Annotated in this window: 22 protein-coding genes; 15 read left to right on the forward strand and 7 right to left on the reverse strand. The window is 53.7% G+C overall.

Annotation, left to right across the window (positions count from 1 at the left end; translation table 11 throughout):
• Positions 1-105: 105 nt before the first annotated feature.
• Genes MKX50_RS09320 through MKX50_RS09330 form a run of 3 tightly spaced genes read right to left on the reverse strand, consistent with a single transcriptional unit; the run spans position 106 to position 1,825 of the window.
• Positions 106-786, reverse strand: a complete 681-nt coding sequence (locus MKX50_RS09320; RefSeq protein ID WP_213588850.1) for a zinc metallopeptidase — start codon at positions 784-786, stop codon at positions 106-108.
• A 39-nt stretch (positions 787-825) separates the two neighbouring features.
• On the reverse strand, positions 826-1,257 hold the full coding sequence (locus tag MKX50_RS09325; RefSeq protein ID WP_213588849.1) for a MerR family transcriptional regulator: 432 nt from the start codon (positions 1,255-1,257) through the stop codon (positions 826-828).
• A 52-nt stretch (positions 1,258-1,309) separates the two neighbouring features.
• A complete protein-coding gene (locus MKX50_RS09330) occupies positions 1,310-1,825 on the reverse strand; it encodes a M67 family metallopeptidase (RefSeq protein WP_213588848.1) in 516 nt (171 codons plus the stop codon).
• 87 nt (positions 1,826-1,912) lie between these two features.
• Between MKX50_RS09330 and MKX50_RS09335 the strand changes: the two genes are divergently transcribed.
• Positions 1,913-2,485, forward strand: coding sequence for a TlpA disulfide reductase family protein (locus MKX50_RS09335; RefSeq protein ID WP_213588847.1), 573 nt, complete (start codon positions 1,913-1,915; stop codon positions 2,483-2,485).
• A gap of 105 nt (positions 2,486-2,590) precedes the next feature.
• Here the strand turns inward: MKX50_RS09335 and cimA are convergent, their stop codons facing one another.
• Positions 2,591-4,207, reverse strand: a complete 1,617-nt coding sequence (gene cimA / locus MKX50_RS09340) for a citramalate synthase (RefSeq protein ID WP_213588846.1) — start codon at positions 4,205-4,207, stop codon at positions 2,591-2,593.
• A gap of 220 nt (positions 4,208-4,427) precedes the next feature.
• On the opposite strand from cimA, the gene MKX50_RS09345 reads away from it, so the two are divergent.
• The 3 genes from MKX50_RS09345 (at position 4,428) to MKX50_RS09355 (ending at position 7,766) form a co-directional block, all read left to right on the forward strand.
• A complete protein-coding gene (locus MKX50_RS09345) occupies positions 4,428-5,714 on the forward strand; it encodes a DNA polymerase IV (protein ID WP_213588845.1) in 1,287 nt (428 codons plus the stop codon).
• A gap of 119 nt (positions 5,715-5,833) precedes the next feature.
• Positions 5,834-6,076, forward strand: coding sequence for a ferredoxin (locus tag MKX50_RS09350; protein ID WP_155609101.1), 243 nt, complete (start codon positions 5,834-5,836; stop codon positions 6,074-6,076).
• Positions 6,077-6,332: 256 nt separating this feature from the next.
• A complete protein-coding gene (locus tag MKX50_RS09355; protein WP_339159280.1) occupies positions 6,333-7,766 on the forward strand; it encodes a L,D-transpeptidase family protein in 1,434 nt (477 codons plus the stop codon).
• A 3-nt stretch (positions 7,767-7,769) separates the two neighbouring features.
• On the opposite strand, the gene MKX50_RS09360 is transcribed toward MKX50_RS09355, so the two are convergent.
• Positions 7,770-7,901, reverse strand: coding sequence for a hypothetical protein (locus tag MKX50_RS09360; RefSeq protein WP_269058915.1), 132 nt, complete (start codon positions 7,899-7,901; stop codon positions 7,770-7,772).
• Positions 7,902-8,099: 198 nt separating this feature from the next.
• Here MKX50_RS09360 and MKX50_RS09365 point away from each other — a divergent pair, with 198 nt between their 5' ends.
• The 6 genes from MKX50_RS09365 (at position 8,100) to MKX50_RS09390 (ending at position 13,861) form a co-directional block, all read left to right on the forward strand.
• Positions 8,100-9,194, forward strand: coding sequence for a quinone-dependent dihydroorotate dehydrogenase (locus tag MKX50_RS09365; protein WP_339160061.1), 1,095 nt, complete (start codon positions 8,100-8,102; stop codon positions 9,192-9,194).
• A gap of 31 nt (positions 9,195-9,225) precedes the next feature.
• Positions 9,226-10,044, forward strand: a complete 819-nt coding sequence (locus tag MKX50_RS09370; RefSeq protein WP_213588843.1) for a GTP pyrophosphokinase family protein — start codon at positions 9,226-9,228, stop codon at positions 10,042-10,044.
• Complete coding sequence (locus MKX50_RS09375; protein ID WP_339159283.1) at positions 10,031-10,504, forward strand: DUF309 domain-containing protein; 474 nt, start codon at positions 10,031-10,033, stop codon at positions 10,502-10,504. The genes MKX50_RS09370 and MKX50_RS09375 overlap by 14 nt, the downstream gene beginning before the upstream one ends.
• Positions 10,505-10,670: 166 nt before the next feature.
• On the forward strand, positions 10,671-12,260 hold the full coding sequence (locus MKX50_RS09380; RefSeq protein WP_213588841.1) for an RsmB/NOP family class I SAM-dependent RNA methyltransferase: 1,590 nt from the start codon (positions 10,671-10,673) through the stop codon (positions 12,258-12,260).
• Positions 12,261-12,265: 5 nt separating this feature from the next.
• Positions 12,266-13,018 (forward strand): pseudouridine synthase, encoded by a 753-nt coding sequence (locus MKX50_RS09385; RefSeq protein ID WP_339159284.1) that lies wholly within the window; start codon positions 12,266-12,268, stop codon positions 13,016-13,018.
• Positions 13,019-13,045: 27 nt separating this feature from the next.
• Positions 13,046-13,861: a Cof-type HAD-IIB family hydrolase gene (locus MKX50_RS09390; protein WP_339159286.1), complete on the forward strand. Its 816-nt coding sequence runs from the start codon at positions 13,046-13,048 to the stop codon at positions 13,859-13,861.
• Positions 13,862-14,952: 1,091 nt separating this feature from the next.
• On the opposite strand, the gene MKX50_RS09395 is transcribed toward MKX50_RS09390, so the two are convergent.
• Positions 14,953-16,416, reverse strand: a complete 1,464-nt coding sequence (locus MKX50_RS09395) for an RsmB/NOP family class I SAM-dependent RNA methyltransferase (RefSeq protein ID WP_339159288.1) — start codon at positions 16,414-16,416, stop codon at positions 14,953-14,955.
• Between the two features lie 235 nt (positions 16,417-16,651).
• Between MKX50_RS09395 and MKX50_RS09400 the strand changes: the two genes are divergently transcribed.
• The 3 genes from MKX50_RS09400 to MKX50_RS09410 are packed head-to-tail and all read left to right on the forward strand — an operon-like array spanning position 16,652 to position 22,416.
• Positions 16,652-17,785 carry a glycosyltransferase family 4 protein gene (locus tag MKX50_RS09400; RefSeq protein WP_213588837.1) on the forward strand — a complete coding sequence of 378 codons (1,134 nt, stop codon included), beginning with the start codon at positions 16,652-16,654 and terminating at the stop codon, positions 17,783-17,785.
• Between the two features lie 6 nt (positions 17,786-17,791).
• Complete coding sequence (locus tag MKX50_RS09405; protein WP_339159290.1) at positions 17,792-19,120, forward strand: DNA repair exonuclease; 1,329 nt, start codon at positions 17,792-17,794, stop codon at positions 19,118-19,120.
• On the forward strand, positions 19,117-22,416 hold the full coding sequence (locus MKX50_RS09410) for an AAA family ATPase (protein ID WP_339159292.1): 3,300 nt from the start codon (positions 19,117-19,119) through the stop codon (positions 22,414-22,416). The genes MKX50_RS09405 and MKX50_RS09410 overlap by 4 nt, the downstream gene beginning before the upstream one ends.
• Here MKX50_RS09410 and MKX50_RS09415 read toward each other — a convergent pair.
• Positions 22,413-23,450 carry a hypothetical protein gene (locus MKX50_RS09415; protein ID WP_213588834.1) on the reverse strand — a complete coding sequence of 346 codons (1,038 nt, stop codon included), beginning with the start codon at positions 23,448-23,450 and terminating at the stop codon, positions 22,413-22,415. The two genes, MKX50_RS09410 and MKX50_RS09415, sit on opposite strands and share 4 nt — an antisense overlap.
• Positions 23,451-23,609: 159 nt before the next feature.
• Here MKX50_RS09415 and MKX50_RS09420 point away from each other — a divergent pair, with 159 nt between their 5' ends.
• Both MKX50_RS09420 and MKX50_RS09425 read left to right on the forward strand, forming a co-directional pair.
• Positions 23,610-24,182 (forward strand): xanthine phosphoribosyltransferase, encoded by a 573-nt coding sequence (locus MKX50_RS09420; protein ID WP_283927911.1) that lies wholly within the window; start codon positions 23,610-23,612, stop codon positions 24,180-24,182.
• An 84-nt stretch (positions 24,183-24,266) separates the two neighbouring features.
• Complete coding sequence (locus MKX50_RS09425) at positions 24,267-24,605, forward strand: hypothetical protein (RefSeq protein ID WP_155609087.1); 339 nt, start codon at positions 24,267-24,269, stop codon at positions 24,603-24,605.
• The last annotated feature ends 84 nt before the right edge of the window (positions 24,606-24,689 follow it).

Consider the following 24,689-nt stretch of genomic DNA (forward strand, 5'->3'; position numbering starts at 1 on the left):
CCGTTCATCCTAATGATTTCAATATATGGCGGATTATACTAAGGTGCATGGAAGCATACAAAAACGGAGAGATTACTGGTTGTAATCTCTCCGTGGATTGAATAATTAGTCCCGGCTTTGGAAGAACATCATGATAAAACGAAGAAGTTCAATAAGGGAGATAAGGGCTGCCGCTACATAAGTCAATGCGGCTGCGTTAAGGACTTTGCCTACGCCGCGTTCGTCATTCTGCGAAACTAAGCCCATGCTTAGCATGCCTCTGCGGGCCCGGTTGGATGCGTCGAATTCTACGGGCAAGGTGACAAGCTGGAACAGCACGGCCAATGAGAAGAACACGATGCCTACGCCCAGAAGGTTCAGTGAACCGAACAGAAAGCCTGCAAGAATTAAAAACGGCGATACTTGGGACGTTATATTGACGATCGGGAACATCTTGTGGCGCAGAACCAGCATGGAGTAAGATTCCTTATGCTGTATGGCGTGCCCGACTTCATGGCAGGCTACCGCTACGGCCGATACCGAATTCTCGTAATAGACCGGCTCGGAGAGGCGGACGACGCGTTTGGTCGGGTCGTAATGGTCCGTCAGGCTGCCGCGTACAGGTTCGATCGGTACGTCGTACAGACCGTTTGCATCCAGCATGCGGCGGGCTGCCTCATGGCCGGTTAGGCCGTACATATTATGGACCTTGGCGTATTTGTTAAAGGTTCCCTTTACTTTGAACTGGGCCCATATCGATAGGCCGAAGGCAAATAATAATGGAATAAACATAATATTTGAGCTCATTTTTCTTCTCCATCCCCCTGTTGTTAATTGTTTAGAACTTTACGTAAATGGCCCTTGATTAATTAGAAGATACAGCGCATCGATGCAGGCGAGGCTCTGGGGCATGAGACTGGAGAACATTTTTCTTGCTTGGCCAGGTTTCATTTTAGAAATAAGCGGCTCCAGCTCCTTGACCTCCCGTTCCAATCTTTGCATATGGATTTCGAGGGAAGTCAGCTTCTCCGTAACCTGTTCCTCGTGGCTTACTTTATTCCACAGCTCCAGCTTCGAGCGAATTTCCTCTAATGTATACTTCTCCTGTTTTAATTCATTAATACGTTTCAAACGGTTTAAGGTTTCAGCACTGTATAGGCGGTAATTTTTCTGTGTGCGTGCCTCCGGCGCAATGAGCTTCAGCTTGGTGTAATAGTCGATCGTTCTCTCGCTTACGCTGGCAGCCTTGGCTAGTTCGCCGATTCTGTATAGTTTCATCCTGCTAGGCTCACCTCACTCCTAAGGATATTTTTAGTATATATTTATTTTTCTAAAATAATGATACCTGATCGGCAACTATACAGTCAAACGTTATGCTTTCCAATCTATAGTTACTATCGCTGCTTATAATTTCATACCCTTGCAGCGAAAAGCTAGGCCGATTGTTCCCCGGAGTTTGTCCGGCTGCCGGCTCGATATTGCAGCAAGAACCGATAACATACAATTTAAGCAGGCTGGCAAATAAGGGCAGCTCCCGCAAATCCGCCGCTGAAGGGACCGGGGGGGCAGTAGGGTGGCTGTGAAACAGACCCAACAGCTTCGGATGATAGCTGTGCTTAACCCATTCCTGCGGGTCCAGCGAGAAGTGCCGGTCCGGTTGGGCAGAAGCATTGGTTACCGGAACGTAGCCGTCTATGACAACCGCTCCAGCCGCTATTTCACCCAGCAGAATCCCGCATGCCTCATGGGGATAACGGGTCAGGCTGTCTTGCTCCAGCTGCTTATATACAGATGGAAGGATGATCCGTCTCGGTTCGGAAACCTGCTTCCGGAAGTAATCGTTCATAGATGATGTTCACCTCATTCCTCAGTTTGTAACAAAACGGGTAAACAGGGTACAATAACATATACAAATAGCAAAGGAAGAATACACATGAGAAAAAACATACCGATTCTTGCGCTCCTGATCGTCCTGCTCGGCATCGCCTTGTACCAAAATTACGGAAACGAGGTGCGCTCTTTCCTTGGCGCAGGGAGTGATAAAAAAACCTTGGGCGCCGCGCTCGCAGAAGGTGCCCCGAAGCCGGGTTCTCCATCTCCGGCCTTTGCTTTGCAAGGACTGGATGGAAACACCTATAAGGTGGGGGGAGAAAGAGACAAGCCGGTACTGGTTAATTTCTGGGCTTCCTGGTGTGATCCCTGCAAGGATGAAGCTCCTGATCTTGTTAAGCTGTACGAGAAATACGGTGATCGGCTGGACATTTACGGAGTCAATGTCACGGCTTATGACACGGTTGAGAAAGCCGAAGCCTTCGTCAAGGAATATGGAATTGAATTCCCGGTGCTGCTGGACAAGAAGGAAGAGGCCTACAAAAAATTCAACGGCGTGGCGTTTCCAACGAATGTGTTAATTGACAAGGATGGCGTAATCCAGGATTTAATCGTGGGCATACTCCCGCCGAAGGATTTGGAGGCCAAGATTAAGAAGCTGCTGCAGTCCTCGTAAGGATTCACTGTAAATAATGGAATGCGGAAGGCCCGGAGTCCTTAGATTAAAGGAACTCCGGGCCTTCCTGCGCTAAATATCGGCATTGCCGATGTACATCATGGATTAATGGTTAACTAGCCCTTGGCTTGCCGACACGACCTCTTCATGCTCCATCTTGGTCTGGCCAAGCAGAGCGTAACGCAAGCTGTCGACAAGCGCCTCCCAGCTCGCTTCAATAACGTTGCCGGATACGCCGACTGTACTCCACGAATTGGCAGCGTCTTTCGATTCAATCAGAACTCGAACCTTGGAGGCCGTCGCATCTTTATCGTCTAGAACTCTGACCTTATAGTCAGACAAGTGAATGTTCTTTAATGCAGGATAATAAGATATCAGCGCTTTGCGCAGGGCATTGTCGAGCGCGTTCACCGGGCCATTGCCTTCCGCAGCTGTGTACAGGCTGTTTCCATCGATATTCAGCTTGATAAAGGCTTCCGAGACAACCGGCTTGCCTGCGGACTTTTCGACGAGCATTTTGAAGGATTCAAAGACGAACAGCTCTTTCATTTCGCCGTTAGCCTGACGAAGCAGCAGCTCCAGGGACGCGTCTGCGCCCTCGAACTGGTAGCCTTGGTGCTCCAAATCCTTGATTTTGGAGATGACTTGGCGTGTCTCTTCGTTTTCCGGGTCAAATTTGATGCCCATTTCCTGTGCCTTGGACAGAATATTGCTCTGTCCAGCAAGCTCGGATACGAGAACACGCTGCCGGTTGCCGACGGTTTCCGGAGCAATATGCTCATAGGTCCGGGAGTCGCGCAGAATGGCCGAGACGTGGATGCCGCCTTTATGGGCAAATGCCGCTGTACCGACGAACGGCTGTCCCACAGGCATATGGACGTTTGCAATTTCGCCGACATAACGGGCCGTATTGGTCAACTGCTGGAGCTGCTCTGGCTCGATAACATCATAGCCCAGCTTCAGCTGCAGGTTCGGGATGATGGAGCACAGGTTGGCATTGCCGCAGCGCTCTCCGTAACCGTTCATGGTGCCTTGGACTTGCTCCGCACCAGCTCGTACAGCATTTAATGCATTCGCTACGGCCAATTCACAGTCGTTATGGGTATGGATGCCAAGCCGGGCTGTCGTTACGCGTCCAGCAAGGACAGAGACGATGTCATGTACCTCATGCGGCATCGTGCCGCCGTTCGTATCGCACATGACGAGCCAGTCAGCCCCGGCTTCCTCCGCTTTGCGCATGACGGCGAGAGCGTACTCTGGATTGTTCTTGTAACCGTCAAAAAAATGCTCGGCATCAAACAGCACTTCCATGCCTTCCCGCTTCAAATAGGCGATGGAATCGTAAATCATGGCCAGGTTCTCTTCCAATGTTGTCTGGAGCGCAGTATGCACGTGGAAATCCCATGATTTCCCAACAAGCGATGTGGCTTTGGCACCGGATTCAAGGATGCGTTTCAAGTTAGGATCATGCTCGGCGATGCTGTCTTTGCGCCGGGTGCTGCCGAAAGCGGTGACTGTCGCGGATAATCCGAGTTCCTGTACTCGCTTGAAGAACTCGATATCTTTGCTGTTGCTGCCAGGAATGCCGCCTTCGATATAGTGAACACCCAGTTGATCCAGCTTCTTGGCTATCTTCAACTTATCGTCCGCAGACAGGCTAATGCCTTCTCCCTGAGTGCCGTCACGTAATGTTGTGTCGAAGATGGTTACAGCCTTTGACATGATGAAAATGTCCCCCTTTGGATATCGTCTGAGTGTGAGCTCTGATTAGTATAATTTCTAATTATAGCATCTGCAATTTAAATGTAACACCGTTTTTATGAAATTGCACAAGGGTTGTTGACCCGATTTGGCTCAAAAGGTATGCTTTTTTTAGATCATGATCATCGAGTGCAAGGCGTAAAAATTCATGTTGTAGTATAAATAAAATGAGGGAACACTAGTGAGGAATATCGACGAATATTATCCTGTGAACGGCAGGGTTGTGCTGCACATCGATATGAACGCATTTTATTGCTCTGTTCATGAGGCCGAGGAGCCGGAGAAATACCGGAACAAACCGACAGCCGTGGCAGGAAGCGTGGAATTGCGCAAAGGCGTGATCGTTACTTGCTCATATGCGGCAAGGGCGATGGGAATCCGAACAGGAATGACGGTGAGGGAGGGGTTAAAGAAATATCCCAAACTTATTCTCATCGCCCCGGATTTCCACCTGTACCGCCGTTACTCCCGGGCATTCATGGACATCGCTTACCGATATACCCCGCTGCTGCAGGCGACCTCGATTGATGAGTGCTATCTGGATATCACCGGCTCGAAGCAGTTTGGCACTCCGCTCGAAATTGCGGCGGAAATCCAGTCCCGCATTGCCAAGGAGCTGGGATTGCCCTGCTCCATCGGCATTGCTCCGAACAAGCTGCTGGCCAAGATGGCCTCGGATATGAAGAAGCCAAACGGCATTACGGTGCTTCGGTTGCGCGACGTTCCCGAACTGCTATGGGATAAGCCGTGCAGCGAGCTGTTTGGCATCGGCCGCAAGACGGGGGAGAAGCTGAAGAAGATGGGCATATACACGCTTGGCCAACTGGCGGCGGCTGACGAGCGGCTGTTGTCGGAGCGCTTCGGCGTTGTCGGCCTATGGATGAAGCAGGCTGCGCACGGCATTGACCATTCGCCGGTGCAGGAGGAGCGGGAGAAGAATAAATCCATCGGGCATACGACGACGCTCCCGAAAGACCTGACCGAGCTGGAGGACGTAAAGCGGGTCATGCTAAATTTGGCCGACCAGGTGACAAGGCGCCTGCGCCGCCAGAAGCTGATGGCGCAAACGGTGCAAATCACGATCAGGACGCCGGATATGAAGACAATAACCCGGTCCCAGACACTAGGAAACGTGACGGAACAGGCCGATGAAATATACAAGGAGGCCTGCGAGCTGTATCTTCGTCATTGGGGCCACGGCAAGCCGGTTCGGCTGCTCGGCATTACGCTGCAAAATTTGGTTCCCAGGGAGAACTCGGCCCTGCAGCTAGATTTATTTGATTACGAGCAGCAGCCGAAGAAAGAATCGCTGACCAGGACAATGGATTTGCTCCGGGACAAGTTTGGTGAAGATGCCATACTGACGGCTGGTATGCTCAGCGACGATCCTTCTGCGCTGATCCGGAATCATAAAATCCGCGGCACTTCGCTGCAAACGGATTTTCTCCGGGAAAATCGGGAGGAATGATAATAATTATCAATGGAAATTGGTAACAAATGATTTGAAATTGCTTTCTTTTTATATTATATTGGTCATGGTGGTAGCAATTCACCGCACTTGTACCGTTTATCAGGAGGCAGATAAAGATGGCGAAATATACTTGGGTAGAGAAAGATACTTGTATCGCTTGCGGCGCTTGCGGCGCTACGGCACCGGATATCTACGATTATGACGATGAGGGCTTGGCCGAAGTTATCTACAATAATGATGGTAACCGCGGTGTAACAGAAATTCCGGAAGACTTGCATGACGACCTTCAGGATGCGTCTGACGGATGCCCAACCGATTCCATCAAGATTGCAGATACTCCGTTCAATATGGAAGGTTAAACAGAACAGAAAGACCGATCTACATCACGCTTTTGGAGAAGCATCCCGCCGCTTCCGGCACGGGATGCTTTTTGCTGTTTTTTTGCCCATCCCAATCCAGGTCATCCTGGCCGCGATCGCGATATAGTTAGGTATTAGGTCATGAATTTGACAATTTCAAAAGAATGGTTTGAAACAAGCGCTCCTCAGCCGATATATTAAGTAAAGAAGTTGTTCATGCAATCCATACACAAGTTGATTCCAATGGAGGTTTACGATGAAAAATTCGGCTTACCTCAAAAAATACGTAGAGAACCACCCAAACAATAAAATGGCTTGGTATTTGCTTGGCAAAGAATATGAACAAAGCGGGCAGGAAGGCAAAGCCCATTATTGTTACATTCAGGCAGGAAGCGTGTACGAAGCGTTCGAGGCCAGCAAAATACCCGATGATTTATGGATGGGGTATGAGGCAGGCATCCTTCAGGAGTCGCGCAGGCAGGAGCAGCGCAGCCGTCTGGTTCGAAAGGCAGGCTTTATTTTGCTGCTTTTGCTGTTTCTGTGGCTTCCTTCTGCGCAGGCTCCCGGCAAAATAGCAGCAACAGTTCCGGAAATTCCTGCGCCCGGGCATGCGGATAGCGTTTCTGAGGAGAGCAAGCCAGACCAGCTTATAACGGAAGCGGAACCATCGCCAGCCCTTGCGGAGCCGGTGAAGGATAGCCCGAAATTTACCGCGATCGGTTATGTTCCCGGAGGCAGAGGAGTAACGGGCGATATCGGCGGGCTGCTGCAGGGAAGCACTACGGATGGCGGCTATCAGGTCGTGATGGGTATGGGCAAACAAGGAAAATGGCTGAACTGGTCTCATAAAATGCCGGTCGTTTATGGCATCCAATCGCTTGGCCATGGCCAAACCAGCGTGCAGTCCTACGACCCGGCGGCGTGTCTCTGTAAGCCGCCCGAATCGAGACATCTGAAGGCGGAGGCGGGGGAGTGGATCAAACGGCAGGAATCCTTGGCCGTACTTTCCTCGGCAATGCTGCGGTATAAGGAGAAAAACGGGAAATGGCCGGTCAGTCTGGACGAGCTCACACAGCCGTTCCCGGACAACTGGCTGGCAGGAACCAATGATCATATGAAAGAAGCATTCGGGCCGCTGAAGCGGGAGTTCGCACAGCGGGAACAGCAGGCAGGCGGCAGCGAGGCGGGCTCAGGCGAATCCCGCGGTACGAGGGGGAAGAATGCCAATGATGGCGATCGTTTTTTTACCCAGCCGCTGGAGGTAATCGTCGATACGAGTAATTATCGTTTGGCAGTAGTAAGCGGCTCGGTCATACTCAGAAGCTACCGGGTTGGGCTGGGCGGCGGTAGGACGCCGGAAGGGACGTTTCATATTACTGACAAGGTCATAAATCCGAACGGCAAGTCGGACGGGGAGTTCGGCAGCAGAGGAATGCAGCTGTCCGATACCAATTACGCGATCCACGGCACGAATGAGCCGGACAGTATCGGCGCCGATGAATCGCTGGGCTGTGTCCGGATGGGGAAAAAGGACGTGGAAGAGCTATTCGACCTTCTTCCGGTCGGAACGAAGGTGACGATAGGCAAGGGAGGACTGCCCGATCAGGACCTTACCCCGGCAGAGCGGTTTACGCTTGGGGACAGGCAGGATCAGAGCAATCCTCACCGGACGTATCGCTGGCTGCATTAGCCATTATTTGAATACGAGTGCTAGCGTGAACAGAATAATGAGTCCAGCAACGATAGAAATGGCCCAGATGAGCCCTTTTTTGTTGACTTCCTCTTTCTTTTGCTGGAGCGTCGGCGGTTTGCGTTTGGCAGCCATGACAACAATCATTCCCTTCTAAATTGTTCAAAGAGCTACATATTTATTGTAATAGCTTTCATTTTAAAATGCTATCACCTCCGGGAGACGAAATCGTTACGTTTGCAAGAAGGTTAAACTTTTCTTTTGAGCGAGAAAACGATAAACTAAAAAGCGAGGCATTGTATGGCATAAGTGATGAACGGAGTGAAGATAGACGTGTTGTATCGCAATATTGGCAAGCATTTATTCTTCCGGTTGGATGCTGAGAAGGCTCACCATCTCATGATTGGAGGATTACATAAGGCAGCTAGAGTGCCGGGGTTCATACCTCTACTGCACGGAATGTACGGAGTTAAAGAGGTTCCGGAGCTGGCTGTTGATTTATTTGATATTCATTTTCCTACTCCGGTAGGGCTGGCGGCAGGGTTGGATAAAAATGCGGAAGCGGTAGAGGCGTTCTCGGCAGTCGGCTTCGGATTCATGGAGGTCGGGACGGTCACGCCGAAGGCCCAGCCGGGAAATGATCAACCGAGGCTGTTTCGCCTTAAACCGCAGGAAGCGCTGATCAACCGTATGGGGTTCAACAACCAGGGTACCGATTATATGGCCCGGCAGCTTACAGCGCTGCGGAGCAGACGGATTCCGGTCGCTGTCAATATCGGCAAGAACAAGGTTACTCCCAATGAAGAGGCTCATCTTGATTATGAGAAATGCATTGCGGAACTTTATCCGCATGCGGACTTCTTTGTCGTGAATATCAGTTCACCGAATACGCCCGATCTGCGCAATTTGCAGCATGGCAGCGAGCTGGCGTCCCTGCTGGAGGCCGTGCAAAGTGAGATGGCGAAGCAGGCGGAGAAGCATGGCAAGAAGAAGCATGTTCTCGTGAAAATCGCCCCGGACGTCAGTATGACGGAGCTGGAATTCATGGTGCAGACGATCATGAATAGCGGCGTATCGGGAATTATAGCTACCAATACGACGATATCGCGTGAAGGCATTACGCATCAGCACGCGCAGGAGACCGGCGGTCTCAGCGGAAAGCCGCTGAAGGACAGATCAACGGAGGTTATTTCCCATGTCTATCGACTGACGGAAGGGAAGCTTCCGATCATCGGTTCCGGCGGAATTTTTAACGCTGAGGATGCCTATGAGAAAATTCGTGCCGGCGCCAGTCTGGTAGAAATATATACCGCTCTAATTTATGAAGGTCCCGAGCTGAATCGGGAAGTGCATCGCGGTTTGTTGGACCTGCTGCACCGCGACGGATTTAGCCACATTTCCGAAGCAGTAGGAGCAGATCATCGCTAACCGGGCCACAGAAGACAGGAGGCACAGTGGAATGGATAGTAGAGACTGGGGAGCATTTTTGTTGCCGTACGAGCAAACGGTGGAAGAGTTGAAGGTCAAGTTCAAAACGATGCGCTCCGAGCTCAAGAAGCTGGAGGAATATGCCCCGATTGAATTCGTTACCGGAAGAGTCAAGAAAATATCAAGCATTCTCGATAAAGCCAAGCGGCTGAACGTGCCGATGGATCAGCTGGAGCAGGGGATCGAGGATATTGCCGGCATTCGAATCATGTGCCAGTTTGTTGAGGACATTCGCAGAGTAGCCGAGTATATCCGGGCCCGCAAGGATCTCAGAGTAATTTACGAGAAGGATTATATTACTAATTATAAGGAAAGCGGCTATCGCAGCTTCCATATGATTATCGAATATCCGGTTCAGACTGCCCTGGGACTCAAAAACGTGCTGGCTGAAATTCAAATTCGCACGCTAGCCATGAATTTCTGGGCCACGATCGAGCACTCCCTGAATTACAAATACCGGGAGAGCCTGCCCGATGAAATGCGCGGCAGGCTGAAGAAGGCCGCAGAGGCCGCTTTTGTCCTCGATAATGAGATGTCCAGCATTCGCGAGGAGATTCTGCTGGCACAAAAGAGCTTCGAGGATGAATCCAGCATCGTGAACCATTTGTTGACGGCGATTCATCAGCTCTATTTTTACCATATGGTATCAGAGGCCATCGAGGCTCAGCAGCGCTTCAACGAGCTGTGGGAGGCCCGGGATATGGAAGCGCTGAAGGAGATGCATACCGAAGTTACGCAAAAGATCAAAGCGGCTAAAAAAGCATTGGAGTCCGGCGATGACAACGTATGATCCTCTGTACGTAGCCTTCCTGATCTATTTCAATCGCGACCAGGATTACTTCGAATGCCATGAAGTCATGGAGGAGCTGTGGCTGAAGCAGGATAAGGACCCGTTATACAAGGGGCTGCTCCAGGTTGCGGTCGGTTTGTACCATTTTCGCAACGGGAATGTGACTGGCGGGAGGAAAATGATGGAGTCCGCTGTGCAGAGGCTCACTCCCTATCCGCCGGATTCCCTTGGCATTAATCTTGCCAAGCTGCTTGACGAGACCAGAGCATATGCTGCTCAGTTGGGGGAATATGAGCAATCCCCCTTTTCTTATTACGACTTGACCATCGAAATACAGGATGAGCACTTATCAGAGCTTGTGAAGCAGGCGTCACCGGCGGTAACCCCTAACATTCCGCAGCGCAGAGGGCCTCAGCGAGGCGCCAAGCATGACCTGCGGATGCAGGGCAAGTCCAAATGAATAATATAGCCCTTTCATGCGAAGTATGGTGGAAGGGCTTTTTGGTATGTGCGGAATGCGATTAATTCGGTTAAGGCTGGACGGGGATGGCGGATTGCTTTACAATCTGATGATACTGGTATGTTACAATAAACATATTCTTGCATAAGGATGGATGGTTCAATATATGGCAGTACATGTACCGATGGCTTTTCTGGAAAAGATGCAGCAGCTGCTGGGCAGCGATTACAGCGCTTTTCTATCGTCTTATGACAATCCCCGTTACGCCGGTATCCGGGTTAATACGCTTAAAATAAGCGTTGAGTCGTTCTTGCGCCTCTCTCCGTTTGAACTGAGGCCCGTACCTTGGTGTCCCACCGGATTCTATGTTCAGGAAGGACAGAAGCCGGGAAAGCACCCGTATTATCATGCGGGGCTGTATTATATCCAAGAGCCCAGCGCGATGGCGCCTGTGGAGATGCTTGATGTGTCGCCTGGCCAGAGAGTGCTGGATTTATGTGCCGCGCCCGGAGGCAAAACGACGCAAATCGCGGCCAAGCTGCAAGGGGAAGGCGTACTTGTTGCCAACGACATTCATGCAGATCGGACGAAGGCCCTGGCCAAAAACGTCGAGCTGTACGGTGTCCGGAACGCCGTGGTGCTGAATGAATCGCCGGAGCGTATCGCTGATGCCTTCCCGGCTTATTTCGATAAAATTCTGATCGATGCCCCCTGCTCTGGAGAAGGCATGTTCCGCAAGGACGAGGACATGGCGCGGCAGTGGGAGGTTCATTCGACCTCTAAGTGTACCGTAATGCAGAAGGACATCCTGAAATCCGCTGCGGCCATGCTGGCGCCGGGCGGCAGAATCGTGTATTCAACCTGTACATTTGCTCCTGAAGAGAATGAGGCAATGATTGCCTGGTTTCTGGATCGGTACCCGGATTTTGAGCTTGTTCCGCTGCCGAAGGAACCCGGCTTCTCGCCAGGTCGTCCGGAGTGGCTGTACCGGTTGAATGCCGAAGGCGGTGATGCTGCCTTCTCCTCGGAAGCCGCTAGCCTGACCGCACAGTGCGGCAGGCTGTGGCCGCACCAGGTTGAAGGCGAGGGACATTTTTTGGCCGTGCTGCAGCACAAGGGCCCTGCAGTAAACCGGGACAATGGAGCCGAGGGGCAGCTATCGCGTGGCGAACGGATGTCCGTACGCGGCAGAGAGCCGCAACAGACAAGCCCCGGCAGCAAGCCGGGCAAAACGAACCGGAGGCCTGCGGGCCATTCTCATACGGGGAAGGCCTTCAAAGGGCGGGAGAGTGCTGGGAAAGTGCCCGGCGAACGGGAGCTTCTGGACTGCTGGCAGCAATTTGCAAGCGAGCATGTAACCGCGAAGCTCCCCGGACAGCCGTTGTTGTTCGGCGGCCATGTCTACCAGTCCCCGCTGCCGAAGGAACAGCTCGCCGGACTGAAGACCGTTCGTCCCGGGTGGTATGCCGGCACCGTAAAGAATGGCCGGTTTGCCCCGGGTCATCCGCTTGCGACCGCCTTATCCGCAGGGGAAGCAAACCGGGTATTGAATTTATCCCAGGAGAACGGCGAAGCGGTCAGGTATCTTAAAGGGGAAACCCTGAATGTCCCGGCATCGAGAATCGAATGCCGGGGTATCCAGGGTTTCCCTAAAGGATACGTACTGGTTTGCGTTGACGGCGTATCGCTGGGCTGGGGGAAATGGATAGACGGGATGCTCAAGAACGAATATCCCGCAGGGTGGAGGTGGACATAGGAAACGTGGGCAAAGGCAAGAAAACACAAAGGCTGGATAAAATACTCGGCCATCTTGGTTATGGGTCGAGATCGGACATCAAAAAAATGGTGAAGCAGGGGAGAGTTATGCTGAATGGCACTGTTCCCAAGGATAGCGGAATTCAGGCCGATCCTTACGAGGACAGCATCACCGTGGACGGAAAGGGCATCGATTACCGCGAGTTCATATATTTGATGCTGAACAAACCGCAAGACGTCATTTCCGCGACGGAGGATTACCGCGAGCGGACGGTGCTGGATTTGATTCCGGCGGAGCTGCGCGTGTTCTCTCCCTTTCCGGTGGGACGCTTGGATAAGGATACGGAAGGCTTTCTGCTGCTGACGAATGACGGGCAGCTGGCCCATGATCTGTTATCGCCGCGCAAGCATGTCCCCAAGACGTACGAGGCTCATGTGCTGGGCGAGATCGGGGAGCGGGAAATCGCGCTGTTCCGTGAAGGGGTTACTCTGGATGACGGCTACGTCACCTTGCCTGCTGAGCTGGAGGTGCTTGGGCACGAGCGCCTGGAAGAGGGCGTGATGTCACGCATCCGGCTGACCATTTCCGAAGGCAAGTTCCATCAGGTAAAGCGGATGTTCATGGCCGCCGGATCGAAGGTTGTATATTTGAAGCGCATTAGCATGGGACCGCTCACGCTGGATGACTCCCTGGCGCTAGGTTCATACCGCGAGCTGACGGAGGCCGAGGTGGAGCTGCTTAAGACGTACAAGAAATAGCTATAGATAAACAAAGGAGACATGGAGATGAGATACAAACTGATCGCTTTGGACGTAGACGGTACATTGCTGAACGATGATCACGAGCTGACGCCGGGAACGGCGGAGACGATCAAAAAAGTTGCGGAACAGGGCACGGAATTCGTGCTCTGCACCGGCCGTGCTCCGGGGAACTCTATACCGTTCATGAAGCAAATGGGTCTGAGCGGTTACGTCATTACGCATAACGGGGCGGCAACGGTCAACATTGAGACTTTGGAGATCGTCCATGAATTCGAAATCAGCCCGCTGACCCTGGCTCCTTATTTGGACTATTGCCGGGATAACGGCGTTCACTTTGACGTGAACACGACATTCGCGCTCTATGTTCAGGGGGCGGCCGGCCTAAGCCAGGAGGCGCTGGATATGTACAAACAGTTCATGATGGTGCCTAAGGAACTGCCGCGCTGGGCCGACCTGAGCGAGCCCATCGTAAAAGTGACTGTGTCCGGCCATAAGGACGAGTTGGATAAAGTGTACGCCGACTGGAGCAAATGGGATAACTCGGAATTTAATGTGCTGCGCAGCGGCGACTTCTTTATCGACATCACCCACAAGGATTCCTCCAAAGGCGCAGCCTTGCGGAAGCTGGCGGAGAAGCGGGGGATATCTGCGGAGAACGTCATGGCCGTCGGCAATTACTACAACGACATATCGATGCTTACTTATGCCGGGCTCAGCATTGCGATGGACAACTCACCGCTGGAGGTCAAGGCGGCCGCCAAAGCGGTTACTGCTTCGAACAACGAGGAAGGCGTGAAGCTGGCGCTTGAGAAATACTGCTTGGAAGAATCTGTGCGTTAATTTGATTAAAACGGCTGTCGGTTGACGCCGGTTACGAAAAAGGGGCTGTCCCAAGTCATCAAAGATGACGGAGGGGCGCCCCTTTTTTTCTTGCACGAAGTTGTCGCTCTCTGAATGCACACCAAAACCACGCGCGGAAACACACACCAAAACACACACCAAAACACACACCAAAACACACACCAAAACACACACCAAAACACACACCAAAACACACACCAAAACACACGCCAAACTAATCGCAGACTAAGTCGGATCCAAGGACGCGATACACAAGCTGTGTCGTACACTAAGTCGGATACAGAACTTGAAGCACAAGTTGTGTCGCACACTAAGCCGGATACACGGACACCATATACCTGCTGTGTCGTATACTAAATGGAATTCATGTAACTAATTATGCTCTAAACGAATGTTGCAGGAGATTAGATGGACTTTATGTACTTAAAATCAAGATTCCAGTCCATAATGGCTATCTCCCTTCTTTTAACGATATGAAATCCATTTAATTCTACCATTCTTTCTTTGTTGAAGAATCTAACTACTATAAATCCATTTAAATTAGTTGACCTATTAAAGTGGGTGTAAGGTAAATAAATAAAGTATTTCTGCGGCGCTGTTGCTCCTGGATTTCTTGATGATAGACGGTCATATGGGATGATATAGTTTCAGTCTGGACAAGGTGCAAGCGGAGTTTGGGATAGCTGCATTAAAGTTGCATTAGAGTTACCTAAAGCTAAAAAAAGTTCGCTTAAGGCCGCATTAGAGTTGCGTAAAATACCCTTGAGTCGCTTAGTGTTGCTTAAGTACCTTAGAGTTGCATTTCTGTCGGTCGTATTACAGTGGTATTTCAGTCGTGTTACTGCAGTCGTATCACTTCAGTCGTGTTACAGTGGTATTTCGGTGGTATTAGAGTGGCATTTGCGCACAATTACTAAGAATAGCAGGCGCACGGTTTCTAATTTTCTTCATAAGCAAGTGTGTAAAAAAGCTGGACGGAAAGCATCGCGTTTTTCCATCCGGCTTATATTTGGGGAATCCCTATCTGGCTAGAAAGCCATCTTTGCCATGGACTGATATATCGTCTGCTGCTACACGGACAGCTGGCGCAGCCCTTTGGGCAGATGGTTCTTAAGCTGGCCGCCGCTTGCTTTGCCCCAGCCGAGGGGGAAGCTGCCGCCGCCGCATTCCACCGTAACGAGACACCAGCCGCGGTAATCGGCGGGAACCGCCAATGTATCTCCATGCAAATAAGCCGTCAATTCAGGCGAGTCCGGCTTCAGCGTCCAGGTTAGAGCGGCATCCGCAGGGCGGATGGCCATAGCCAGCGCATGGGCCGGCTGGAAGCGCCCTTTTTTATAGTCGCCCAGATGGAGGCCGGCACGGGGGATTTTTAGCCCGGCAAGGATGTCAGGGGTCAATTGCAGTTTTGTGCTGAACGGCAGCAAATACAATGATTCCCCAAATAAAATAGGGATTCCTTCTCCTGCCCGATCCCCAAGCCATCCTCCGAAGCCGGGAAGCTCGCTTTCCGCCCAGTCGGTGAAAGCCTCATAGGCGGCTGCGGTATTTTTTTCGGTGTTCTTCCCGTTGCTGCGTTTTTTACCGTGCGGTTTGCTCTTGGGACGGGCTTTATCCGGTGCAGCGCGGAATGCTGGGGAGGAAGCCGCTAACGCCCCCATCTTCTCGTCAACCTCGCTCTTGCGCTGCAGCAAGGCGACGTAATGCCCTTCACCTTTGTGTCGATGCGGCCAAATCCGCTTCTCTGCCAACAGCGTCATATCGGGATAATGCGCCAGCAGCCGGGCGATGGTCTCCTCGTTCTCCTCCCGGTTGAAGGTGCAGGTCGAGTAGGCAAGCTGGCCTCCCGGCTTCAGCATCGCAACGGCATCCTGCAGAATGTCCCATTGCCTTGCCGCGCAAAACTCCACCGATTGCTCCGACCATTCAGTTATGGCGTCAGGGTCCTTGCGGAACATGCCTTCGCCGGAGCAAGGCGCATCGAGCATGATCCGGTCAAAGGCGAGCGGGAATCGCGGGGACAGCTCGCCCGGAGCAGCCTGCGTAACGACCGCATTGGGCACGCCGAAGCGCTCGACGTTCTCCGCTAGTATTTTTGCGCGCTGGGGGTGGATCTCGTTGCTGATCAGCAGGCCTTTGCCGTTCAATTTCATTGCGATCTGCGTCGTTTTGCCTCCCGGCGCGGCGGCCAGATCCAGCACGGCCTCTCCGGGCTGAGGGTCCAGCAGCTCAACGGCAGACATGGCGGACGGTTCTTGAATATAATATAATCCCGCGGCATGGTAAGCATGTTTGCCCGGGCGTTTGTCTTCATCGTAATAAAAGCCTTCCTCGCACCAAGGGATGCCCTCCAGTCCGAAGCGCTGTATGATGTCGCGTTCAGCTGGTGATCCGGGCTTGATTTTCAGCGTGTTGATTCGCAGTCCGTACGTTCGCGGCATCGCATAGCTGTTAAAGAACGTTTGCCCTTCCTTCACTCCAAGCATCGCAATCATGCGTTCACGGAAGGAATCCGGCAATGCTGTCATGGACATATGCTTCTGAAAACTCCTTTTTTCATAGTATAAAAATGTACATCGGAAATTTTACCATAACCGGATTTAATCTCAAAAGGGGAATGGATGTTCCTTCTTCGTTGTGTCATAATTGAAGAGGATTGATTTGTCTTTAGATACCGGATAGCTCAGATAAGTACGTCTATGGACGTTTTTCTTATGCGTTATGATGAGGAACAAATACAGAGAATACAGCATGTAAAGGAGAACGAGTATGAAATTGCTGCAGGCCTTATTCTTCCCCCCAGAGCAGCCTGGGGGCGTATCTTCGATGATTCCCTACCTGCAAGACAAGTTCGAGCCTCCCGAGTGGGAGATGGAGTTGTTCTCCCTGCCGAAGCGGATCCGGGGCAAGGGCACGGATGAAATTAAGTTCCATACTTTTGACTGGCGCCAGTACGAGTACAGCGCAATCGTCCAGAAATATATGCAAACCTATCGCGATTATCTATGGTGGACCAAGCTGCGGCTGCAGCAGTCCTACGATTTGATTCACGCGCATCATCCGATCGCCGGGCTGGCCATGAAGGAGGTCTACCCGGACACGCCCGTCATTCAGAGCATTCACTCCAGTTACGAGCGGGAGCTGATTCTTAACAGAAAAATTAAAGAGGGCGGGCCGGAGCACCGCTTCCTCTGTTCTTTATACAAGGAGCTGGAGCACCGCGCTGACCGGATGTTTACGGTATCTGAATCTTTTCGCGGATATTTGTCACCCCATGTGGACCATCCCGAGCAAATCGGGGTCATTCGCAACGGCTTCGATAATAAAAGATTCAAGCCTATCCCGCACCATAATGATGTCGTCCAATTGGTGACGGTCTGCCGGCTGGTGCCTGCGAAAGGGCTGGATGTGCTGCTGCGGGCCTGCGCTGAACTGAAAAGACGGGGAATCAGCTATGTGCTGCATATTATCGGCGACGGTCCGATCCGCGAGGAACTGGAGCAGCTGGCTATGGAGCTGGGGATTTACGATGAAACGATTTTTTACGGCTACACCCTCCATCCCGAAGAATTCATGCCGTTTTTCGATATATTTGTGCTGCCGTCGCGGGCAGAGGCGTTTGGCTCGGTGTTTGCCGAGGCGGCCTTGTGCAATTTGGCGCTGGTGGGCACGAAGATCGGCGGAATTGCCGAGCAAATCGAGGACGGCGTGAACGGCCTGCTCGTCCAGCCCGAGGATCATTTGGCTCTGGCCGGGGCTTTGGAGAAGCTGATTGCCGACGAGGAATATCGTTCCCGGCTCGCCGGAACCGGGCTGGACAAAGCAAAGAACTGCTATTCGCTGGACAGGGTTGTGGATGAGCTGAAAAATATTTATTTGCAATTCAAGCAATCAAGTGAGTGAGGGCGTATGATTCCATTTCGATTTATTCATGCGGCGGATCTGCATCTGGATAGCCCCTTTGCCGGCATGACCGGCATCCCGGACGTGCTGCGCCGCCATTTGCAAGAATCCACGTTTGCTGCTTTAGATCATTTGGTCGAGCTGGCGATAACGGAGCAGGCGGATTTCCTCGTCGTGAGCGGGGATGTATACGACGCTTCCGATTCTTCGCTGCGGGCGCAGCTCCGGCTGCGGGAAGCCTGGGACCGGCTTGGACATCATGGCATCCCGGTCTATGTTATTCACGGCAACCATGACCCGCTGAATGCGGGCAGGCTCCGTCTGGCGCATCCCGAGCATGTTACGGTGTTTGGGCCTGTGGTGGAGAGCGTCACAGCGAGGAGGCGCAGCGACGGCCAGCCTGTAGCGGTCGTCAGCGGCATATCGTATCCGACCGCTGCGGTGACGGAGAATACGGCATTGCAATTTCGCAAAGACCCTGCGTCCGACTTGTTTCATATCGGGCTGCTGCATGCCAATGTGGACGGGCAGGAGGGTCATGATGCCTATTCTCCTTGCTCGCTTCGGGATTTGCAGCAAAGCGGATACGATTATTGGGCGCTGGGCCATATTCATAAGCGTCAGATTCTGCACAAATCCCCTTGGATTGTCTACCCGGGCAATCTTCAGGGACGCAGTATGAAGGAGACTGGCCCGAAGGGCTGTTACCTCGTGAACGTCGATGAGCATGGGGGAGCCAAGCTCTCGTTCCGGGCGCTCGATCATGTCCGCTGGCTGGAGGCGGAGCTGTCCATCGACGGATTACGCAGCGAGGAGAAATTGCGGGATCTGGCCGAAGAGCTGCTGGAGGAGCTGAGGGAGCAATCTGAGGGGAAGCTTCAGGTCGTACGCCTCGTCTTAACCGGCAGGGGGCCGCTGCATGGCCTGCTGCAAACGGGAACCGAGGGCGAGGAGCTGCTCCAGGAATTGCGGCGCAGGGAAAGCCAGCGGCTTCAGGGTGAAGGAATTGGCCTTGACCTTGACCCGGCAGCTTCCATCGTTTGGCCGGCAGGCTTGAAGATAAGGACGGGGGCAGATGCAGACCTCGCGGCGCTGAAGCAGGAGGACAGCTTTCTCGGCGAACTGCTGCGCATGGCGGATCTGGCTGAGCAGGAGGAAGAGCTGCTGGAGCAGATCGTCGGCTCCGCTCTTGCTGCGGTCGCCGAGGATCGCAGGCTTCGCCGGCTCGTACGAGAGCTCGGGGCTGAAGAAAAGGCTGCTCTCGTTCGTCAAGCGGCTGAGATGGCAGTGAGCCTGCTGACCGAACAAGAGGCGAAGGGAGGTGCCCTGCGATGAGGCTGGACAAGCTGCAGGTAAGCGGGTTTGGACATTTGAGCGGCCTGGAGCTGGATTTGCAAGGGCCGGTTACCGTCCTGTACGGACCGAATGAGGCCGGCAAGAGCACATTGCTGGGCTTCGTGCGAGCCATGCTGTTTGGCATACCCTCGCGGACGTATGGGCCCATGCGGTACGAGCCGGCCCGGGGCGGCGCCCATGGCGGTCAGCTGATCCTGTCTGGCGAGGAAGGCGACCGCTGGGTCATCGAGCGTTACGCCCAGCAAGGCGACGGCAGGGCGGCGGGCTCGAGGGGCGAGCGGCTGAGGATTACGCGGACGGATTCCGAGGGCAGGCTGTTTGAAGCAGCTCAGGAGGAGATGCAGCGCGAACTGCTGGGAGGCCTCTCCAGCGATATGTTCAAGCAGCTGTTTGCCATCTCGCTGACCGAGCTGCAGGAGGTAGCCGCGCTTCAGTCGGAAGAGCTGAGCCGCTTCCTGTTCCACGCCGGCATCGGCGGCGGGGCTGCTGTGCTGCGCGGAGAGAAGAGGCTTGGCCAGGAGATGGACAAGCTCTACAGGCCCCGCGGGCGCACGCAGGAGCTGGCTCAACTGCTGCAGGGCTATGAGCGGCTGGCGCAGGAGGCCGAGGCTGCAAGAAAGCTGCTGCCGCGCTACAATGAGGCGCTCGCCGAGCTGGAGCGGATCGTGAGCGAGCTGGCCGTCTGCGAGGAGGAGCGCGAGATTTGCAGCCGGGAGCTGGCGAAGCTGAGCAAAGCGTCACTGATCCGAGAGGACTGGCTCGCCCGCGAGAGGTTAAGGGCTGAGCTGCAGGCACTGCCCGAATACGAGGGGTTTCCCGAGGAAGGCTTTTCGCGCTGGAATGCCCTGCAGGAGGAGAAGGAGCGGCTGCTGCTCGATCAGGCCGAGATGAGGCGCAAGATGGAGGCAATGTCTGCGGAAATCAGCAGGCTTGCTCCGAACCTGGCACTGCTGGCCAAGGCGGAGGCCGTGCGGGCTCTGCATGGGCAATTAACAGGATATGAGGCGCGCAAGACTGAAATCGCGGAGCTGCAGGCGGAGATCCGCATGCTGCGCCAGCGTCTTGAAGGCGAATGTCTTCGCAGCATTGATGCGCATTGGACGGAGGCGGAGCTCGCTTCGTTCGCCGGGACGGTTGGCGAGCGGGAAGCCGTCCGTCAATTCGGCGCGCGTTTTGCCGCTTACGAGAAAGAGATGGAGCTTGTGTACAGCGAGCAGCATAAGCTGGCGCAGGAGGCTGCGGCAGCGAAGGAGGCCTATTCGGCGGCGATGTCCCGGCTGGAGGAGAGCGCGGAAGCCGGCCGGAGGGAGTTCGCCATGCTCGTGCCGAAGCGCCCCGCCGAAATTCGCCAGGCCTGGAGCGAGTTAAGCCGGGAGCTGGAGCGCTGGCATGAAGATGCTTCATCCCGGCTGCGGGAGATGCGGGCCAAGGAAGCCGAGGTTTTGGCTGGGCAGCGGATTCAGGGACTGTACCGCAAGCTGCTAATAGGCAGTGCTGCCTTAACGGTAATTGTGCCCGGGGTGATCTGGCTGTCCTCCCGCTCGGTTTGGGGGCTGATTGCGGCTTTTGCGCTTTTTGCCGGGCTCGATATGTACTTATGGCTTGGTATGGGCCGGGCAGCTCACTCGAACCGCCGCGGCGGACCCCGCCGCTATCCTGGAGAAGATGACTCTTCCCGGGCTGAAGCCAGGCTCCGCACCCTGCTGGACAGGCTTGTCTCCGATCCGCTGACAGCGGCTGGGCGCACGGATGGAGCCGCCGCGCCGCTGCATCCCGAGGAATGGGATCGGCGGGAGCGGGAGCTGCGCCAGCTGATGGAACGCTGGCAGCTATGGGAACAGCGGCATGCCGCGCTTGGGGAGGAAATCGCCCTGCTTCGCCAGCGGGCAGCCGCCGCGCTGGAGCGCTGCGAGCATGCAGAGCGGGAGCTGGCCAAGCGGGAAGCCGAATTCGGGGAGCTGTCCCGGGAATGGGAGCTGTGGCTGCGCGAGCGCAAGCTTTCAGCCGAGCTGTCCCCTGAGGCTGCGCTTGACGTGTTCCGCCTTGCTCAGCAAGGCAAGGAGTGGCAGAACCGGCTTGAGCAACTGGCGGTAAGATCAGCCATGTTATCGGCAGCCAATGAGGCCTATGAACATGAAGTGAAGGTGATCGGCAGCGATTTGGACGGCGAGCCGGCGGCGCAGGCAGGACTAAGTGTTGCCGACCATGGTTCAGGCGCTTTCCTTAACAGTTACGCGTCTGAACCCGAAGCGGGAGCCCGGGCGGAACTCGCGGATTTGCCTAAGGCTTCGTTAGGGCGAGTCGTGATCGAAGCGATGTCTCAGCTCTCTGCTGCGGAGAAAATTTACGCCCAGCGCGAGCTGCTTGCCTCCAAGCTCGAGACGTTCAGCGAAGAGCTGGAGCGGCTGAATGACCGCCTGGGCCGGATCGGAATTCGAGAGCAGGCGCTGCTGAAGGAAGGAAACGCCGCGAACGGGGAGGACTTTCTGCGCCGTAGCGCGGAGGCTAGCCGCCGCGCCGAGCTGGAGAGGGAAATCCGGCAGCTGGAAACGGTCATGTTCTCCGGGTTTGCCGCTGATCAGCAGAGCCGGCTTGAAGCGCTGCTTGGCAGCTGTTCCAAGGAAGAACTGCAGGAACGGCTGCTGGCAGCGGAAAAGGCCGCTGCAGCGAAGGAGAAAACCTGGAGGGAGCTGCAGGAGCGCAGGGGACGGCTCCTGCAGGAGCAGGAAGCGTTAGAGCGGAGAGGCAGGCAGGAGGAGGTCAGCCAGAAGCTTGCGGATCAGCAAGCGGCGCTTCGCGATGCGCTGGATCAGTATGCGGTGAGGGCTGTATGCCAGGAGCTGATTTCCAGGGCCCGGCGCGTATATGAAGAGGAGCGTCAGCCTGAGGTGCTGCGGCTGGCTTCGGCTTACTTGCGGAAGATGACGAACGGGCGGTATGAGCGAATCGTTCTCAAGATGGGCAGTCAGGAGCTGCAGGCGGAGCATCGCGATCATGGAGCGATTGGCAGCGCAGCGCTAAGCCGGGGGACGGCGGAGCAGCTGTATTTGTCCATGCGTCTGGCGCTTGCCGAAGCGGTCTCTCATCAGCGCAGCATTCCGATTCTGCTGGATGATCTCTTCGTTAATTTCGATGCGGAGCGCCTGCAAGGAGTCATTGCGGTACTTAAGGAGATTGCTCCCAAACGCCAGATGATTATGATGACCTGCCACGCTCACGTCGTTCAAGGCATTCAGGCGCAAATCCCAGAAGCGCAAATTGTGAATTTGGGTTAATTCGGCTTTCGTTTGTAGACGGCAAGCGCGTAGATCCAGAGCAGGGAGAAGAAGCCGAAGGCCGGGTAAAGAACCGATACAAGCGAGCTGAATCCGAATTGGCTCGTTACATAGCAAATCATAAGCACGGCGATGAAAATGAGGTAGGGGCGAACTTGAAAATGCTGCCTGAGCTGAAGGGTTACGCCGTAAACGTCGGCCACGAAGGTGCTGAATATTTCCATGAAAATCAACAGGATGTAGATGAGCTGGACGGCGCTGCCCAATTGCGCGGCAATGCTGCCCATCGGGACCTCGTACTGGTTGATTCCCGGCATGTGGGCCGATAACGCAAAATGGGCCGCCATCAGCATGAAGCCGATACCCACGCCGCCTAGGATTCCGCCCCATATAATCGTGCGGCGGTCCGAGGTGTGTCCTCCGATAGGAACGAGCACGGCTTGAGCCATAGAGAGGTTGAAGGCGGTATATAACAAGGGAGAGGCCCAGGCCATGAACCAGCCTTTATCGGTTGTCAAGGTGACGAAGCGCATGGCGGCTGGCGAGCTTGCCGTTGAGGCGATAATGGCCATGGAGAGGATCAGCATCATGGGTACGACGATCGTGTTGAGCTGCATGACGCCTTCAATCCCTTTTCTGAGCAGGATAAAGGTTCCAATCAGGGTAAACCAGAGGCCGATTTGGTAGTTCAGTCCAAGGTACTCCACGAACACGGATCCCGCACCGGCCAGCATAACGCTGTTGACACCGATCAGAACGATCATGGTAAAAAAACTAAGCCACCGGCCGAAGCCGTCCCCGAACAGGTGGCGGTTTAAATCTTCATAGGAAGCGGCTTTGATGGATTGGGCCAGCAGCATCATCTTCGCGCCTAGCCATATGAATAATGATGTCGCCAGCAGGATCGTCAGCACTCCCCATTTGCCATATTGGGTGAAGAACTGCAATATTTCACGGCCGGTGGCGAAACCGGCGCCCACGACGGTACCGACATAAGTGAAGGCGATTTTAAGTGCATTTAAGGCATTTTTCATAGTTTTCCCCCTGGGTGATGTGCTATATATAGTACAAGGTATGTTGCAGGGGAATGGGACATGACTATTCTTGTCCGGCCGCTCCAGCAAATCCGTGCTTGAAGCGAAGAATTGAATGTGTTAATTTGTTACAAACGAGATGACCCGGGAGGAAATAGTATGGAGAAATTAAAACAACGGATTGCCGAGGAAGGCGTTATTGTCTCGGAGCAGGTACTCAAGCTGGACGCTCTGCTCAATCACCAGGTCGATCCCGAGCTGACGATGGAAATGGGCAAGGAATTCGCCAGACGTTTCAAAGAGGATAACGTCACCCGTGTGGTCACGGTGGAATCCTCCGGGATCGCCGTGGCGTTCGCTACCGCCTATGAGCTTGGGGTTCCTCTGGTGTTCGCGCGGCGGAAGAAGACGCTGCTCGCCGAGAACAATATGCTCTGTGAACGGGTTCCTTCGTTTACGAAAGGAATTGTGACGGACATTCTGATCTCTCGAGATTTCATTTCGGAAAATGATCGAATTTTGTTCATTGATGACATCATTGCAAACGGCGATGCTGCACGGGGGCTGATCAAAATTGTTCAGCGAGCCGGCGCCGAGCTGGTTGGGGCGGGTATTGTTGTCGAGAAGACGTTCCAGGCCGGCGGCAAAGCGATTCGCGAGCAGGGAATCCGGCTGGAATCGCTCGTGCAAATCGGCTCGCTTGCGGGCGGCAAGATCACTTTTGCCGAATAAAAATTGTACCAATTTTGCAACAATCCTTTGCAGGTCTTCTTTTTTTCGATATAATGGGAGCACTAGGGAGAGGAGGCAAAAACGATGGGGGATCAAAATCAATCTGTTGTAGACGCGAATTTCTTTATTTCCAAATTGTCTGATGCCAAGGTTATTTTTGAACGTGCCCTGGATTGCAAACATACGGAATTTGACGACCTTTATCCCTATATGCTTGAGCATCCCCAGTTCTTCTGGTACAAACGCTATGTAGCCTGGTCGCAGCTTCTGACGATCGCGGGTCTGTGCGAGGAGCTGTCCATACCTTGGAAGGATCAGTTCAGTCCACAGCAGGTGGCTTATCTGGAGCAGCGGGTAATGTCGGCGAAAGTACTTGATTTCTGGTTTGAGAAGAACGACAGCCGGGAGCATGCGCAGCGTTAAATCAGGGATAATTTGCTGGTTTTGTTCGTAGCTTGGTCATAAGGTGAACGATATAATGAGACTCCGCCATGGGCGGGGTCTTTT

It is taken from the genome of Paenibacillus sp. FSL W8-0186 (assembly GCF_037969765.1).
Lineage (GTDB): Bacteria > Bacillota > Bacilli > Paenibacillales > Paenibacillaceae > Fontibacillus > Fontibacillus woosongensis.